General features: G+C 62.4%; 15 protein-coding genes. 3 read left to right on the top strand and 12 right to left on the bottom strand.

Annotated elements, in window-relative coordinates:
- Positions 1-16 precede the first annotated feature (16 nt).
- The 9 genes from JC607_RS05370 to JC607_RS05330 form a co-directional block, all read right to left on the bottom strand.
- Entirely contained in the window at positions 17-1,522 is a 1,506-nt protein-coding gene (locus JC607_RS05370) for an FGGY-family carbohydrate kinase (RefSeq protein ID WP_198835915.1), read from the bottom strand.
- Entirely contained in the window at positions 1,515-2,324 is an 810-nt protein-coding gene (locus tag JC607_RS05365) for a class I fructose-bisphosphate aldolase (RefSeq protein WP_233092680.1), read from the bottom strand. The genes JC607_RS05370 and JC607_RS05365 overlap by 8 nt, the downstream gene beginning before the upstream one ends.
- Before the next feature lie 37 nt (positions 2,325-2,361).
- Positions 2,362-4,059, bottom strand: coding sequence for a glycerol-3-phosphate dehydrogenase/oxidase (locus JC607_RS05360; protein ID WP_198835914.1), 1,698 nt, complete (start codon positions 4,057-4,059; stop codon positions 2,362-2,364).
- Between the two features lie 57 nt (positions 4,060-4,116).
- A complete protein-coding gene (locus JC607_RS05355) occupies positions 4,117-5,112 on the bottom strand; it encodes an aldo/keto reductase (RefSeq protein ID WP_198835913.1) in 996 nt (331 codons plus the stop codon).
- Positions 5,102-6,082, bottom strand: coding sequence for a sugar-binding transcriptional regulator (locus JC607_RS05350; protein WP_198835912.1), 981 nt, complete (start codon positions 6,080-6,082; stop codon positions 5,102-5,104). Before JC607_RS05350 ends, JC607_RS05355 begins: the two co-directional genes overlap by 11 nt.
- Before the next feature lie 22 nt (positions 6,083-6,104).
- On the bottom strand, positions 6,105-7,100 hold the full coding sequence (locus JC607_RS05345) for an ABC transporter permease (protein ID WP_198835911.1): 996 nt from the start codon (positions 7,098-7,100) through the stop codon (positions 6,105-6,107).
- Positions 7,101-7,110: 10 nt separating this feature from the next.
- Positions 7,111-8,646 (bottom strand): sugar ABC transporter ATP-binding protein, encoded by a 1,536-nt coding sequence (locus JC607_RS05340; RefSeq protein ID WP_233092679.1) that lies wholly within the window; start codon positions 8,644-8,646, stop codon positions 7,111-7,113.
- Positions 8,647-8,716: 70 nt separating this feature from the next.
- Positions 8,717-9,736, bottom strand: a complete 1,020-nt coding sequence (locus JC607_RS05335; RefSeq protein ID WP_198835910.1) for a substrate-binding domain-containing protein — start codon at positions 9,734-9,736, stop codon at positions 8,717-8,719.
- A gap of 283 nt (positions 9,737-10,019) precedes the next feature.
- On the bottom strand, positions 10,020-10,169 hold the full coding sequence (locus JC607_RS05330; protein ID WP_198835909.1) for a hypothetical protein: 150 nt from the start codon (positions 10,167-10,169) through the stop codon (positions 10,020-10,022).
- Between the two features lie 1,202 nt (positions 10,170-11,371).
- Between JC607_RS05330 and JC607_RS05325 the strand changes: the two genes are divergently transcribed.
- On the top strand, positions 11,372-11,704 hold the full coding sequence (locus tag JC607_RS05325; RefSeq protein ID WP_370584754.1) for a DUF411 domain-containing protein: 333 nt from the start codon (positions 11,372-11,374) through the stop codon (positions 11,702-11,704).
- Positions 11,705-11,766: 62 nt separating this feature from the next.
- Here JC607_RS05325 and JC607_RS05320 read toward each other — a convergent pair whose 3' ends face one another.
- The 3 genes from JC607_RS05320 to JC607_RS05310 all read right to left on the bottom strand — a co-directional run bounded on the left by JC607_RS05320 (position 11,767) and on the right by JC607_RS05310 (position 14,196).
- A complete protein-coding gene (locus JC607_RS05320; protein WP_233092677.1) occupies positions 11,767-12,288 on the bottom strand; it encodes a TlpA disulfide reductase family protein in 522 nt (173 codons plus the stop codon).
- A gap of 61 nt (positions 12,289-12,349) precedes the next feature.
- Positions 12,350-13,825: a multicopper oxidase family protein gene (locus JC607_RS05315; RefSeq protein WP_198835907.1), complete on the bottom strand. Its 1,476-nt coding sequence runs from the start codon at positions 13,823-13,825 to the stop codon at positions 12,350-12,352.
- A 65-nt stretch (positions 13,826-13,890) separates the two neighbouring features.
- Entirely contained in the window at positions 13,891-14,196 is a 306-nt protein-coding gene (locus JC607_RS05310) for a hypothetical protein (RefSeq protein ID WP_198835906.1), read from the bottom strand.
- 235 nt (positions 14,197-14,431) lie between these two features.
- Between JC607_RS05310 and JC607_RS05305 the strand changes: the two genes are divergently transcribed.
- Entirely contained in the window at positions 14,432-14,863 is a 432-nt protein-coding gene (locus tag JC607_RS05305) for a hypothetical protein (protein WP_198835905.1), read from the top strand.
- 67 nt (positions 14,864-14,930) lie between these two features.
- A complete protein-coding gene (locus JC607_RS05300) occupies positions 14,931-15,398 on the top strand; it encodes a DUF411 domain-containing protein (protein WP_198835904.1) in 468 nt (155 codons plus the stop codon).
- Positions 15,399-15,400 lie beyond the last annotated feature (2 nt).

The raw sequence follows: 15,400 nt of genomic DNA, 5'->3' as shown, positions 1-15,400 counted from the left end.
TCTGGTATCCCTGAAATCAGCCGGCCTGCCAGAAACCGCGCATGCGGTCTGTCAGATCGAGATAGCGGCGGTAACGCTGGTCATAATGCGGGACGAGGCGCGGATCGGGGGTATATTGCGCCGCTGAACGGGTCATGCGTGCCGCGCCATCCTCATAATCGGCGAAAATCCCGGCTCCGATCCCGGCTCCGATGGCTGCGCCAAGGGCTCCGGTCTCGCGGGCCTCGGCGACGGTGACGGGCAGATTCAGCCCGTCCGCAAACATTTGCGGCCAGATCGGGCTGCGTGAGCCGCCTCCGGCCAGAGTGGCCTCATTCAGGGAAAGCCCTGCGGCCAGCAGCACGCCGATATGACGGCGGTGTTCAAACATCACGCCTTCATAAAGCGCCCGCAGCAGATGCGGCTCGCCATGCCAGCCTGCGATGCCGTAAAAGCCCGCGCGAAACGCGGCGCCCTGGCCGGAGCCGTATAGGAAAGGATGGAAGAACGGGTCATCGGCCGCAGGCGTCAACCCGGCGATACGGGCATTCGACCAGCCGAAGGGATCATCGTGATGGCCGCCGCGCTCAAGAAACTCGCGCACATACCATTCCAGACTGGCGGCCGAAGTGGCGCTGGATTCGATGTTCACGAAGCGACCCTTGCCAAAGCCCGCGACCATGAAGACATCGGGGTTCTGCGCCGGGATGTCTGAGAAGATCTGATTGATCCCCCAGCTGCCCGCGATGATCGAGGCCTGGCCCGCCCGCACCGAACCCGCGCCAAGCGCCGAAGAGATCACATCGAAATAGCCGCCAACCACCGGTGTTCCGACCGCAAGCCCGGTCTGCGCCGCCGCCTCAGGGCTGACATGGCCGGCGATTTCCGCCGGATCCACCAGACGCGGCAGCAGGTGCATCGCATCTTCCAGCCCGTAAAGCGCCATCAGACCGGCGTCATAGCTGCATTCCGGCATTCGCAGGAGGCCAGCACCCGACATGTCGGAAATGTCGCCGGTCCGCTCGCCCGTCAGGCGGAAGTTGATGAAATCCTTGCTCATCATCAGCGTGGCGCTTTGGGCATAGATATCGGGTCGGTACCGTTTGACCCAGGCCAGCAGCGTTGGGGTCTGCGCGGGCCAGGGCTTTTGCAGACACAGCGCATGCAGCCTTGCACCCTGATCTGCCAGCGATGCGGCCATATCGGCGGCGCGGGTGTCCAGCGACTGGATCCCCAAGAGGGCGCGGCCCGCCCCATCGACCAGATAAAGCCCGTTGCCATGACCCGCACAGCCTATGGCTGCGATCTGATCGGCGCGAATGTCAGCCTCGCGCAGGCAGTCACGGATCACCTGACGCGCATTCGCCCATAGCTCGTCCAGATCGCGCTCAACAAAGCCAGGTGCGGGGCGCGAGGATTGGCCGTCCATCGCGCTCATGGCAATCTGCCTGCCCTCCAGGTCGAACAGAACGGCCTTGATCACCGTATTTCCGGCGTCAAGCCCGAGGAGGTAGCGGCCGGTGCCGGGAACCGGATCAGCCATTCTGGTAAACCTCCCATGCCGCTTCGCCCGAGGCGCCCTGGTGGATGATCGCCATCAGCGCCGCAACAATCGCCTTTGGATTGGCATGTTGGTAGATATTGCGGCCATAGACCATGCCATGTGCGCCCTGCGCCATGAGGGCTGCCGATTTCTGCAAGACGACACGCAGATCTTCCTTGCCGCCGCCCCGCACCAGCACCGGCACCCGCGCCGCCTCGACCACGCGATGGAAGTCTTCGGCATCGTCGGTCGGGTCGGCCTTGATGATATCCGCCCCCATTTCCGAGGCCAGCCGCACCAGGGTCACGATCTTTTCGGCGTCCCCATCCACCTGATAGCCGCCCCGCACATCATTTGGCAGCATGACCAGCGGCTCGATCATCAGCGGCATGCCGTATTTGTGACAGGCGGCCCGCACGCGAGAGATGTTTTCCACGCATTGGCGGAACAGGTCCGGCTCATCGGGCAGCATGAAGAGGTTTACCACCACGCAGGCGGCATCCATCTCAAGCGCGCCGATGATCGGCTCCTCCGCGTTTTGCAGCATGGACCACATCACCCGGTGACGCTGTGCGTTATACGGGTTGCCCATGTCGATACGCATGACCAGCGCGGGCTTGTCCTTTTCGGGACGCGATTGCAGCAGATCGGCCTGGCCGTAAGCCACCTGGATCGCATCGGGACGTGCCTCGATCAGCGAATTGACCACGCCGGCCATGTTTTCCAGCCCGATCAGGAAACCGGGCTCATTGCAGACCCCGTGATCAAGCGCCACATCAAGGCATTTTCCATTAGTGAACATCCGGTTCATCCGGGCTTTGGGGCTGAGACGCATTGGATCAGGTCCTTTCATTTCGGGAAATCAATGTCTCGGGGGCAACGCCGTGAAAGCGGGCCAGTTCATCGGTCAGGCTCGAGATTTCGGCCTCGCGCCGCGTATCATCCCAGCCAAATTCCTCCGCCATCAGCGCGGCGGCGGCAGAGATCATGCGCGCGTCCAGCCACCCGGTGATCGCCAGATCAGAGCGGCGCAGAAGCAGATCGCTCAGATGCAGAACCCGCTCATGGCGCAGGATCCAGTGCAGTTCCTGCCGCGAAAGCGGGCAGTTGAGCGAGAGCGGTTCCTCCGTTGCGCCCCCCGCGAGCAGGTTAAAGGCACGGCTGCCATAGGTCTGCGCCAGATGGCGGGCACGATCTGGTTTCAGGTCAAATCGGGTCTGCAAGGCGCTGGTCAGTTCGTCTTCGCCCGGGTGATCATGGCCCCCGCCGATGGCCAGATCATCGGTCTGACGCAGGCGCGGCGCACCCAGCTCGGCCAGCGCCTCATCGGCCACCTGTGCGGCAAAGGCGCGGAAGGTGGTCCATTTGCCGCCCACCATGCAGATCTGCGGCACCGGCCCGTCAATCCGCTGCGTGAAATGACCGCGCGAGATGCGGCCGGTGAAATCATGATCGCTGACCGGCAGCGGGCGAACCCCGGAATAGCTGAACAGGATCTGCGACGGATCAAGGCCGATCGCGGGGAAAACACCGCGCAGCGAGGTCAGGATGTAATCCATCTCTTCCGCTTCGCAGCGGGTGCGGCCGGGGGTTTCAACCCGGATATCGGTCGATCCCGCCAGCACACGGCCCAGATAGGGGAAGGTGATGCAGACCCGGCCATCGGCATTCTCGAAAAAGATCATATGGCCGTTCAGCGCCTTATAAAGCGCCGGATTGTCCAGGATCAGATGCGAGCCCTTGGTGCCCGAGACCAGCCGTTTTTGCCCGCTCGCCCCCAGGGACCGGGCCGTCTGATCGACCCAGGCCCCGCTGGCATTGACGACCAGTTTCGCGGTGACCGTCAGCGTCTCGCCGCTGACCTGCTCGGTCAGGCGAAAACCCTCAGGGCCCGGTGCGACCTCAGCATAATTCAGCGCGATGGATTGCGGCGCGGCGCTGGCCGTGTCGAGGATCAGCTCCAGCCCCAGCCGTTCCGGGTGCGAGACCCAGGCGTCAAAATAGGTCGCCGACCAGCGGGCATCCGGCGTCAGATCCGGCCAGAGGCGGCGCGTCTCGACCTGTGAATGCGCACGGTGGCGTGGCAGGAGCCGATTGCGCCGGGTGAGCAGATCGTAAAGCGTCAGGCCAAGGCGGATCGGCACGATGCCACGCGGCTTTGGCTTGCCTTTCGCGCCGAAAAAGCCCGCCGCCGCGTTGAAAATCCCACTGAAGCGCGAGGCGGCAGGCACTGTCGTCGGCAGCGGATGCACCAGATGCGGGGCGTTTCGCAAGAGGTTGTCGCGTTCTGCCAGGGATTCTCGCACCAGCGAGACTTCGCCATTTTCCAGATAGCGCAGCCCGCCATGTATCATGCGGGACGGCGCCGACGAACAACCCGAACAGAAGTCATTGCGCTCGACCAGCAGCACCCGCAGGCCCTGCAGGGCCAGTTCGCGGTAGACGCCGATTCCATTGATACCGCCGCCTACGACCATCACGTCGAAATGCGCGTTCTGGCGCAGGCTATCGATTTCATCGGCACGGGTTCTGGACATGATTCACCGGTTGCCGGAACCACTCCGGCATTGTTGGAAGGACAAAGAGGCGAAGCCTCAGCCGTCGAGGTCGGTCAGATGCCGGGCCACGGCATCAGAGATCAGGGTGATGTCTGCGGGGGGCAGCCGCAACCGGCCCGCCGCCGCATTCTCGCGCGCATGTTCGGGGTTGCGTGCGCCACAAAGCGCGAAGGTGATGCCCGGCTGTTGCAGGGTCCAGGCAATCACCACCTGCGCCAGCGTGGCGCCCTGGGCCTCGGCCAATGGCGTGATCTCTTGCATCAAAGCCGCTACCTTGCGGCGGTTTTCCTGCGAAAAGCGCGGATTGTTGCTGCGCTGATCATCGCCCGAAAATTCACGATCCGGCCCGATCCGGCCTCCCAGCAGTCCAAGCGCCAAAGATGAATAGCTCAGCACCGCCACGCCATTCTTGCGGCACAAAGGCAGCAGGCTGGTCTCGATGTCGCGTTTGACCATCGAGTATTCTTCCTGGATCGCATCCATCTGTCCGGCCACGAGATAATCCCGCAGCTCGGCAGATGAGACATTGCTGGCGCCGACAGAGCGGATTTTACCCGTCTGTTTCAGGGATTCCAGCGCGGCCATTGTCTCGTCAATCGGAGTGGTCGGATCCTGCCAATGGGTGATGTAATGGTCAATATAATCGGTCTTCAGGCGGCGCAGACTTTCCTCGACCTCATGGATGATCGCGTCGCGGCCCAGATAACGATGCACGGGCTGGCCGTCGTAGTCAAAGAAATGCCGGCCCTTTTGCGTGTGCCAGACAAGGCCGCATTTGGTGGCCAGAACGACCTTGTCACGGCGGTCCCGGATCGCCTCGCCCACGATTTCCTCGGCCAGACCTTTGCCATAGGCAGGGGCGGTGTCGATCAGGCTGACGCCCTCGTCAATCGAGGCCCGGATGGCTGCGATCGAAGCCGCACGGTCGGTGCCGCCCCACATCCAGCCGCCGATGGCCCAGGTGCCAAGTCCGATGGCCGAAGCCATGATCCCCGATTTGCCGATGGCGCGGTTCAGCATGTCATGCGACATGACGCTCTCCTTCAAGGGTGGTGATGATCGTCTCGACGGTTCGCTCGTCAATCACCAGGGTGTCGATGAACCCGCCGCGCAGCACTGCGCGGATCGGGTCGATTTTATGAAGTCCGGTGGCCACGCCAATCACCTGGCGGCAGGTTGCAAGCTCTGACGGATGGACAGCCACCAGCCGGGCATTCTGCGCGAAATCCGCGACAGAGCCGCTGCGCCCGATCAGATAGGCCATGAATTCCGCCGCGATGCCCAGATTGACCAGCATCTGCCCCTCGGCCTCGGACAAGGGCGCGAGATCGTAATAGCTGGAGCCTTTCGGCGCGATAGAGCCGATCCCGGCCACAACAACATCGGCCCCACGCGCCAGATCGAAAACCTCTTTCACCGGATGCATGCCGCAAAGCATCTCGCGCTGCGTCGGGTTCTCGGCCAGCAGGGGCGCATGGACCAGCATCGCCCTGCCGCCCAGCTTTTCGGCCATCCGTGAGACCAGATGATTGACGTCGGTGTAATATTTTCCCTGTACGCCGCCGGTCAGCGGCACAACGGTGACATCAAGCGCGCGTTCCGGTGCCAGTTTCTCGACCACGGCCGAGATGGCCTTGCCGCCGGTGATCGCCAGCACATCGCCGTCGCGCAGGTTCTCCAGCAACAGGGTTGCCGCCGCCCGCCCGACCTCACCCAGCAGGGTGTCAGGCTTTTCCGAAAGCGTCGGGCAGACCACCGCCGACTTCAGGCTGCTGACGGCCACGATACGCTGTTCCAGATCGGTCAGGCGCTGCCAGGGGCTGCTGATATGGATCTGCACCATACCCATCCGGCGCCCCTGCGCGATGAGCCGATTGACCTTGGAAGTGGAAAGGTTCAGCCGCGTGGCAATCTCTGACTGCCGCATTCCTTCGAGGAAATGCAGAACCAGCACCATCTGGATTTGCCGTGCCAGCTCATAGTCGATCTGATCGTCGTTCATGATGCCCCCCCCTTTCCCGTGATTATCTGCGCCGCTTGCTCAGGTAATGGTCGACCGTCACCGCTGCGAGCAGGATCGAGCCGCGAATGATATCCTGCCAGTAGACCGAGACATCCAGAAGCGCGAGCGAGCTGGAGACGACCGAGAGCAGCACCGTGCCAAGGATCGCGCCAAAGATCGTGCCCGAGCCACCCTTGAGGCTTGCGCCCCCGATCACGGCGGCGGCGATCACGTTCAGCTCCATCCCGATGCCAAAGGTGGGCTGGGCCGATCCGAAGCGCGCCATATAGATCACCCCGGCCAGCCCCGCGAGGCCCGCGCAAAGCGTGGTCGTCAGGAAGATCACCCGCCTGGTGCGGATTCCGGCATAGGCGGCGGCTTTTTCGTTCGATCCGGTATAGAACACCCGGCGAAAGGCGGTCGAGCGGCGCAGCAGCACGTCGAAGAACACAACCACGACCACGAAGATAATGATCACCACCGGGATCGGCCCGACGGAGCCCTGACCGATGAATTTGAAGCTTTCTGGCAGGGAGAACAGGCTTAAGGGTCGCCCTTCGGTGCCCAGAAGACACAATCCGCGCGCAATCACCATCACCGCAAGCGAGACGATGAAATGGTGCAACCCGACGTAAGTGACAAAGAAGCCCATCAGCGCGCCGATCCCCGTGCAGGCCAAGATCGCAATGGCAGACGCCACCCAGGGGTCAAAACCGTTCAGGAACAAAAGCCCGCCAATCACCATCGCCAGCGCCGTGACGGAACCGACCGAAAGGTCGATCCCGCCTGAAATCAGCAGGATCGTCATGCCGACCACCACGATCCCCTCGACCGCAAAGGCCATGATCATGGCGCGGACATTCAGCCAGGTCAGGAAATAGGGCGATGCGAAGGACATCACGACCACAAGGATCAAGATGATGGCAATCAGCCCGGTCTCACGCATTTTCAGCAGGTTATAAAGCCAGCTGCGTTCTGGCCGCCTGGCGGTTTCGGTCACGTTCATCATCTTCTCCATCGCGTGATCCTCAGCCTGCAGCGTGAGCGGCTGTTCGGGACGGCCCTTCGACAGAGGCCAGTTGCATGATGTTTTCTTCGGTCATTTTCGCGCCTTCGACCTGACCTTGCAGGCGGCCTTCGCGCACGACCAGCACGCGGTCGCAGACGCCGATCAGCTCGGGCATCTCGGATGAAATCACGATGATGCCGGTGCCCTGGTTGGCCAGATCGCGCAGGATGCGGTGGATCTCGGCCTTGGCCCCGACATCGACGCCGCGTGTCGGCTCATCAAGAATGATGACGCGCGGTGCCACGGCCAGCAGGCGGGCAATCGCAACCTTTTGCTGGTTGCCGCCTGACAGCGAGGAGACAGGATCGCTGTAACTGCCGCATTTCAGCCCGAGCTTTGCGCCCAGTTCTTTTGCCAGCACAGTCTCGCGGCGGTCGGAAATCATCGCGCCCCGACCCGCGACCCGCGACAGATTCAGCGCAGAGATGTTGGAGGAGATCGACATCTCCAGAAAAACGCCATCGCCTTTGCGGTCTTCGGAAAGATAGACCAGCCCTTCGCGGATACTGTCGCGATAGGTGACGGGGGCGAAGGCCTCGCCCGCCAGCCGCATTCGGCCTTCGGGGGTGCCCTCCAGCCGGCAGATGCCCTTGACGATCTCGCTGCGGCCGGAGCCGATCAGCCCGCCGATCCCCAGCACCTCACCCCGTCTGAGCCGGAATGAAATGTCGTGATAGCGGCGCCCGTCCGACAGACCCTCGACCTCCAGCAAAATGTCGCCGATCACGCCGGGGGCGGCTTTGGCCGGATAAAGATCGCCCAGCACCCGACCGACCATCGCATTGACGACGTCATCGGGGGTGATCTCAGAAATTTCCATAGTGGTGATATACTGGCCATCGCGCAGCACGGTCACGCGGTCGCAATGGTCGAAAATCTCGGCCATGCGATGCGAGATATAGATGATGGCAATGCCCCGCGCTGCCAGCTCGTGCATGATGGCAAACAGCGCACCCGCCTCGCGGTTGGTCAGTGGGGCGGTCGGCTCGTCCAGGATCAGCACCTTGCAGTCGAGCGTCAGCGCCTTGGCGATCTCGACCAGTTGCTGCGAGGCAATTGGCAGATCCCCGGCAAGACGTTTTGGGTCCAGGTTGCAAAACTGGCGCAGGATCTCTGCGGCTTTGCGCTCCAGCCCGCGAAAATCCATAAAGGGGGCGCGACTGGTATTGGTCGCCGCCATAAAGATGTTCTCGGCCACCGAAATGTCGGGGCAAAGCGCGATTTCCTGATGCACCAGGCCGATGCCAAGGGCCTGTGCCTCGATGGGAGAAGCGATGCTGACCTCGCGCCCCTCCCAGAAAATCTTGCCAGAGCCGGGCTGTAAGATCCCGTTGATGACATTCATCAGCGTCGATTTCCCGGCGCCATTTTCGCCAGCCAGAGCATGGATTTCACCACGTCGCAGCGACAGATCAACACCTCTGAGCGCCCGGACCGGTCCGAAGCTTTTCGTGACACCTCTGACTTCGAGAACGATATCCTGAACCATCTGCATACCGGCTTTTCAGGTTGAAGGGCAAATCACGCCGCGGCCCTTGCGGCGTGACCCGGGGGGCTGGGATCCGTCAGTTCGGATCGCGGCCTTCCATGTAGACGTTCAGATCAAAGCTGTCGGCGTTCTCTTTGGTGATCACCGCAAAGCCGTTGTCGATAAAGGGGATCTGCACCGGATTATAACCCGAGACCTTGTAGTCGTTGAACGGATCGAAACGGTCAGCATGGGCGGCCAGGAACAGCGCCATAAAGCCCATATAGCCCTGAATGCCCTGGTTCGGGTTCAGCGCCATATGGATATTCCCGGCGCGGATATGTTCCAGCGTAGCCGGGGTAATATCGGCATGCATCACCAGAACATCGGCCTTGGCCTCAAGGATCGCGGTCACTGCACCCTCGGCCGAGCCTGCCTCGGGGATCCAGATCGCCTTGAGGTTCGGATTGGCCTGGAGGATTGCAGCGGTTGCGCGATAGGCGGCGGTCGTGTCCTGGTTGGTCGCCTGACGGCCCACCAGTTTCATATTCGGGTAGTTTTTACCCATATAGTCCAGAAGCGCGGTCACCCGCAGGTCATGGTTGGACTGGCCGGGATTTTCCAGAACGGCATATTCCGCGTCTTCACCAACCTGTTTGACGATCTCTTCTGCCGCGAACTTCGCCTCGGCCAGGTTGTCAGAGGTGACATAGGCCGTGCGTTTCGACAGCGGGCTGTCCGCGGCAAAGGTCACCACGTCGATGCCGCTGTCGATGGCGCGGTTGATCGGCTCGATGAAGGGGTCAGACTGCATCGGGTGCAGCAAGATACCGGCGGGCTGTTTGACCAGATCCTGGTCAAAAGACGCAACCTGTTTGGTGATGTCGTAATCCGGTGTGCCCGAGAATACGGTCTCACAGCCAAAGGCCTCGGCAGCCTGTTTGAAGCCCTGATAGACCGGCACCCAATAGGGGTGACCCGAGACCATCACGTTCATCACATAGGTCTCGCCCGGCTCGCATGCCAGCGCGCCCTCTGCCTGTGCGGCGCCGGTCTGCATCAGGCATACCACAGCCGCTGCGGTGGCCAAACGCCCCGCCCTGGAACTGATCTTCATGTAATTCCTCCCTCTGCGATCAGGTCGCAGCGCCCGTTACAGGTCAGCCTCCCCGCCAACCCTGGTTGTTTCTGCGCAGCATGAAAAATGTTGCAAGGTGAGGCTAAAGCGCCCCGGTCGAATACGTCAAGCAGCCCTGGTATAAATTCTTGATGTTGAAATTTATTGCACAAGACGCGATCGGACTGCGGATAGGCATTGTTGCAAAAGTCGACCATTGGCCGGGTGTGCCCCTTTCTCCGTTGTAGTCAGGCCAGGCATTGGATCGCGTTTTCAACGCTGGTCAGATCGACGGCCCGCCCGAGAAGACCACGGCAAGGCGGTGGAAACCCCGCGTGACCCTGGGACCGTGGCAGACCCGGAACTGGGTGCTTTCTTTGCCGCGACCGGGGCGCGGATCGAGACGAGCGAAGATGGTTTGATGCTTTGCCATTTGTGGCTCTCCTTGGTTCGTGGTGAGCCTTGCGGGGTGCCCTCTGCTTTCAGATCGGGTGAAAAGTGCCATGTAGATGTTCCATTGGTGCGCCAAAAAAACCAATGAAGTCAGAGACCACTTTCTGAATGGCGCACTCCGCTGTCCATTTTTGCCACATAGGTTGTCCCGCCCCGGCAAAGCAGAATGGCCGGTGCATCCCGGCCCACTGTTTTCGTTCAGCCGATATCGGCGCGACGGCAGATCGTTTGACATCGCTCCGGAAGCGACAGGGGTCCGATGCCGCGATCAGCCTGGATGATGGCTTCGGCACCGGGGGTGCGGCGGGTGCCGGCGGCCAGCTGTGTCACGGCGATGCCGCCCGCTCTGGGGCTCGACTGCTGTGACGCTCTGCACATACGCGCCGCCGATCAGGGCGCGCAGCGTCCGGATGTCCACGCCGGGCATTCGAGCCGCCGTTCCCGGAGGCAAAGCCCCGTCGGCAGGACTGGCAATCGCCTCGCGCAGAGTGGGCAGATGTACCCGGAACGCCCGGAACCTGCTGTCGCAGCCAATATCACGGCGCAGGGGGATATGAAGTTTCAGAATCATAGCCGTGACCCGGTCGGTCGGGCAGTGCAAACGATGCGCCGCGGTTGGGATGACGAGCCAGTCCCGGTGGAGAGGACCACCTTCTGCCAGCCGGTCCAGGCCGCCGATAAAGGAGTCCAGATCGCGCGGGTGGCATGCCGAGAGGCAGAAATATAGAAACTGACGACTATTTGCCGTTTCTTTCAGTAGCTGATGAGGAGGACTATTCGCAGGAAAACGGCCTGGTGAGTGGAGAAAGCGGGGGCTCTGTGGCAGGCCAGATCCCAACGAAAGACCATAGAGGGCAAGGTTGCAAACCGCCGTTTCAGGCCCAGCGGAGCCGTTTTTTCTGAGGGAGGGGCGACCGAGCTCCCCCGCTCAGGTCGCCCACGCAGCGATTTCGCTGTGCTACGCAAGGATGACTGCTTTCTCAGGCTCGCTACGGTTGCCGTGCCGTGCCGCCGAGTTGTCGCTTTTTGTCTTGAACTCACCGCGCAAAGTAGAACTGTCGCCATATGGCAAAGTTAAAATGTCACCCTTCTGATCGTGCATGTGTCAGTTATGGGTGGTCGCAGGCTGAACCACTGATCCAAGTCGTCAAGGGACGCGACTGTGAATGCTGCGAAGCCTGGGTGGACTACCTGCGCGAGCAAGGCTTCACCGTGACGGAAGAAGTGTCGGTGGGAACGCTGCTGATCCGCTTCAAGATGGACCAGGGCGTCCCGGCGAAGGCCTTCTCCTGCCATACGGGCGTGGTCAATGGCTATGCGCCTGAAGGTCACGTTCCCGCTGCCGATATCCGGCAGTTGCTGGCTGAACGCCCCGAAGCGGTCGGTCTTGCGGTGCCCGATATGCCCTACGGCTCGCCCGGCAGGGGGGCGGAGGACAGCCGCGACGCTTACGACGTGCTGCTTATCCGCCGCGATGGAGAATTGGAGATTTTCACCAGCTATCCGGCGGCCTGAAATGACATCCGCCCGGGGTCCGATCTTTGGCAAATGGTCTTCGGCCAACACCGGTCGATCCCTCAGAAGGCACCAGCGATCTGGGCAACGGCGTCCTCGCTGTCCCACGCAAACGGGCCTTGAAGACGCCCGATCTCCCGGCTCTGCCGGTCGATCAGCAAGGTTGTCGGCAGGCCGATGAAGGCAAGGGCAAGCTGAACCCGAAGGGCTTCGGCCCAATAAAGCGGCAGATCGACGATGCCGATTTCGTCGTAGAAGCGTCGCCCCCTGCCGATCCCCGCGTCGTCGATGCAAAGCGGAAGCACCGCGAAATCCGCGCCGCCCAGCCGGGACCGGAGCCCGTCAAGTGTCGGCATTTCTTCCCTGCAGGGCGGGCACCAGGTCGCCCAGATATTCAAGAGGATCACCCGGCCGGCGAAGTCGTCGAGTTTCCGCGTAGTGCCTGTTTCGTCGAGGATCGGCGGAGACAGCAGCGGTTGCGGATCCTTGCGCAACCGAAAAGGTGGGCGCGCCTCAGCGGACCCTGCAACGAGGGGCGCGGCGAGTGCACCAAGGACGGCACGGCGTCCGATAAGTGTTGGCATGGGTCCGCTCTCTCCGGGAAAGGGTCCGGACCCGCATACAGGCTGCGGGTCCGGGCCTGGATCAGGCCGAGACCGCGAACTCGGTCATCATGCCGGTCGAAAGATGCGGCATGTGGTGGCAGTGCAGCATCCACCGCGCCGCCTCGCCCGCGTCCACCGCAACCGTGACCATGCCCATCGGCGGAACGTGAACAGTGTCGCGCACCGCCCCCGCGATCCGGTCCATGCCCACACCCACCACTTGGAAGGCGTGCCCATGCAGGTGCATCGGATGTGCCATCATCGACATGTTGTGGAACATGATCTCGACCCGCTCGCCGGATTTTGCGGTCACCGGAACATGGGTGCCCCAGGTCTGGCCGTTGATCGTCCAGGCATAGGGCATCATCGACCCGCCCAGCATCAGCATCGGCTGCGCTGTGGGCGCGCGTTCGGGCAGCGGAGTGACCGCGCGCAGGGCGGCCTCCTGCGCCAGGTCACCGCTGAAGGCGGGATGGTCGGCCTCCGACATCTCGGCAATCCTGGTCACCGCCGCCCCCGGCGTGGCGAGGATCAGACCCGTCCTTTCCCTCGCGCCTTCGCGCAAGGCGAGGATCGGGAATGCCCCGCCTTCGTCCGGCAACTCCAGTTCGATGTCCAGCCTCTGGCCCATTGCGACGCCGAAGCGGCTGCCGGCCAAAGGCTGCACTGGCTCGCCATCGACCGCTGCCAGCCGCCCCGGCAGCGTGCCGGTATCGATCCAGAACACCGTCGCCGCCGCGGCGTTAATAATACGGACAAGGACCCGCCCGCCCTTGTCGACCCGAACGACCTCGGGGTCGTCCAGCGTGCGGTCGTTCGCGAGATAGGCGTCGAAGTTGTAATCGTTCAAGTCCATCGCCATGCCATCCATAGCCGGCATCGCCATCATGTCCGCCTGGACCATCGCTCCCATGTCCATCCCGGAATGATCCATGCCGCCCTGCCCCATCTGGCTGTGATCCATATCGGCCATCGATGCACCGCCGGTGATCTCGGCCAACACTTCGGCGGGCGGCTTGAAGGCGAAGTCGTGCAGGAACAGCGTCACCTCCTGCCGGTCGGCAGCAACGTCTTCGGGCCGTCGCACGACCAGCGGGGCGGCAAGCAGCATCATCTCGTGCGCCGGGATGTGGGCATGCATCCAGTGCGTGCCGGGTCGCGCCACAAAATCGTAGGCACGGGTTTCGCCGGGTTGCAGCACCGGCATCGGCATGTCTGGGACACCGTCTTGCGCATTGTCGGGGATCTGGCCGTGCCAGTGAATTATGGTCGGCTCGGCCAGCGCGTTCGCCAAATCGACCGCGAATGCCTGGCCCGGATCAAGGACAAGGCCAGAGCGGCCATTGCCGTCCAGCAGCGCCCAGACGGTCGCCGCTTTGCCCCGCACGTCGATCGTGCGGGTGGCGGCGGTCAGGGACAACCGGCTGGATTGGGCCCGGACCCGGGCCGGAAGCATCAGTGAGGCGGTCGTGGCCGCAGAAGCGGCCAGAAAGCCGCGGCGAGAAAGGGGCGACATGCGAATTCTCCTGTATCGCGTCGTGAACTGGACAAACGGCCCCGGCGAATGCCGGAGCCGCAGGCTCAGATCACGGCGATCTTGGGAGGCGGTCCTGGAGGCGGAATGGCCAGCGAGGCAGCAAGGATGTCGACGCCAGCCTCCACATCGGAGAACCGCGCGACAGTTTCAGCTTCCCGATCCGGCGCAGGAAAGGCCGCAGCGGCGAACAGGCAATGCTGCTGACAGATCAGCTGCTGCGTCAGGTCGTTCGGGCCGTCCGTCGCGGGCATATGCGCCAGATGGCCGGCAATCGCCATCATCTGCGCATGGTCTGCCTGAGCTTGCTGCCGTTCGCCCGGAGCCAATACCGGAAGGATCGCCGCGAGCATATAGGCGGCGAGGATCAGGAGATGCATGCGAAACGTGAGGAACGCCATGTCTGAGACATCTATCAGGATGGCCCGCTTCCGTCACCTGACAGTTTGGTGTCCCTGATCGAGCCCCCGAATTCTGAAGCTGCGGCATCAATGCCAAGCTTCAGAATTTCCAGCCGGACTGGCGCAGAGCTTACTGGACTCCATAGCGATTGCGCAGAAGCTGCGAAGAACGCGGGACAGTGCATCGATGAAAAACGTCTTCTTGCCATGGCGGCACCCCTGGCTGCCCGAGGGTAACGACATGCATTTCGGGATCACCCCGAAGATGGTGGATTTCTGCTTCGACTGCCAGGCCCGCGAGACCTGCGACATTGTTGAACAGACAGTCGGGGTGCCGCCGGAAGTGGCAGCGCTGATCGTGCAGCGGGCAATGGCCTATGGTGCGGTGCCAAAGGCCAGCTGCACCATTGCGCTGTCACGGGTGCTGGACGCTGTGCCCGGATTTGACGGCCTGCCGATGGCCTGGTATCCGAAACGGATGATGCCGGGCTTTGCCGGGCTGCCCGGCGTTGTCACGCGGACAATCACCGATGACGACGAAATCACGGGGTTCTGCTGGTTCAAGCCGGGGACCTGCGGCCAGAGTAGCATTTCGGTGATCGGTCGCCGGGTTCATTAGACTTTGCTCGCCGATACCCGAACTAGCAGCTATGTTTACTGAAAAGTCCCTATGTAAGGTCGACATCATGACACTGTCCCGGCGCACGGTTCTCGCCGCCGTTCCTTGGCTGGCCGCCATTGCGGCAACCCCGGCCCTTGCAGAGGGCGACGAATCCATCCACGTCGTAAAGGATCCGGGTTGCCCTTGTTGCAACGGGTGGATCGGACATCTGCGCGACAGCGGCTTTCGCGTAACCTTCGAGGAACGCAGCATCGGGGAGCTTGAGATGTTCAAGCGCGAGCGCGGCATTTCGGAAGACCTCGCCTCCTGCCATACCGCCACCATCGGCGACTACACGGTCGAGGGGCACGTTCCCGCCGCCGACATCCGCCGACTTTTGGCTGAACGACCTGTCGCTGTCGGTCTCTCGGTGCCTGGCATGCCCTACGGGTCACCCGGCATGGGACCCGAGTCCGAGCGCGAGGCCTATGACGTCATCCTTGTCGGACCGGACGGCAGCGGCAGTGTCTTCACGAGCTACGCTGCCGCCTGATC

Source organism: Paracoccus sp. IB05 (genome assembly GCF_016405985.1).
GTDB lineage: Bacteria > Pseudomonadota > Alphaproteobacteria > Rhodobacterales > Rhodobacteraceae > Pseudogemmobacter.
Note: the sequence above shows the minus strand (reverse complement) of the source record. Positions and strands in the feature narration are given on the sequence as shown.

Excerpts from the sequence above, each read along its gene's own strand:
- JC607_RS05370 (WP_198835915.1), bottom strand. The coding sequence starts at position 1,522 with ATGGCTGATCCGGTTCCCGGCACCGGCCGCTACCTCCTCGGGCTTGAC.
- JC607_RS05365 (WP_233092680.1), bottom strand. The coding sequence starts at position 2,324 with ATGTTCACTAATGGAAAATGCCTTGATGTGGCGCTTGATCACGGGGTC.
- JC607_RS05360 (WP_198835914.1), bottom strand. The coding sequence starts at position 4,059 with ATGTCCAGAACCCGTGCCGATGAAATCGATAGCCTGCGCCAGAACGCG.
- JC607_RS05355 (WP_198835913.1), bottom strand. The coding sequence starts at position 5,112 with ATGTCGCATGACATGCTGAACCGCGCCATCGGCAAATCGGGGATCATG.
- JC607_RS05350 (WP_198835912.1), bottom strand. The coding sequence starts at position 6,082 with ATGAACGACGATCAGATCGACTATGAGCTGGCACGGCAAATCCAGATG.
- JC607_RS05345 (WP_198835911.1), bottom strand. The coding sequence starts at position 7,100 with ATGGAGAAGATGATGAACGTGACCGAAACCGCCAGGCGGCCAGAACGC.
- JC607_RS05340 (WP_233092679.1), bottom strand. The coding sequence starts at position 8,646 with ATGCAGATGGTTCAGGATATCGTTCTCGAAGTCAGAGGTGTCACGAAA.
- JC607_RS05335 (WP_198835910.1), bottom strand. The coding sequence starts at position 9,736 with ATGAAGATCAGTTCCAGGGCGGGGCGTTTGGCCACCGCAGCGGCTGTG.
- JC607_RS05330 (WP_198835909.1), bottom strand. The coding sequence starts at position 10,169 with ATGGCAAAGCATCAAACCATCTTCGCTCGTCTCGATCCGCGCCCCGGT.
- JC607_RS05320 (WP_233092677.1), bottom strand. The coding sequence starts at position 12,288 with ATGCCAACACTTATCGGACGCCGTGCCGTCCTTGGTGCACTCGCCGCG.
- JC607_RS05315 (WP_198835907.1), bottom strand. The coding sequence starts at position 13,825 with ATGTCGCCCCTTTCTCGCCGCGGCTTTCTGGCCGCTTCTGCGGCCACG.
- JC607_RS05310 (WP_198835906.1), bottom strand. The coding sequence starts at position 14,196 with ATGCTCGCGGCGATCCTTCCGGTATTGGCTCCGGGCGAACGGCAGCAA.
- JC607_RS05305 (WP_198835905.1), top strand. The coding sequence starts at position 14,432 with ATGAAAAACGTCTTCTTGCCATGGCGGCACCCCTGGCTGCCCGAGGGT.
- JC607_RS05300 (WP_198835904.1), top strand. The coding sequence starts at position 14,931 with ATGACACTGTCCCGGCGCACGGTTCTCGCCGCCGTTCCTTGGCTGGCC.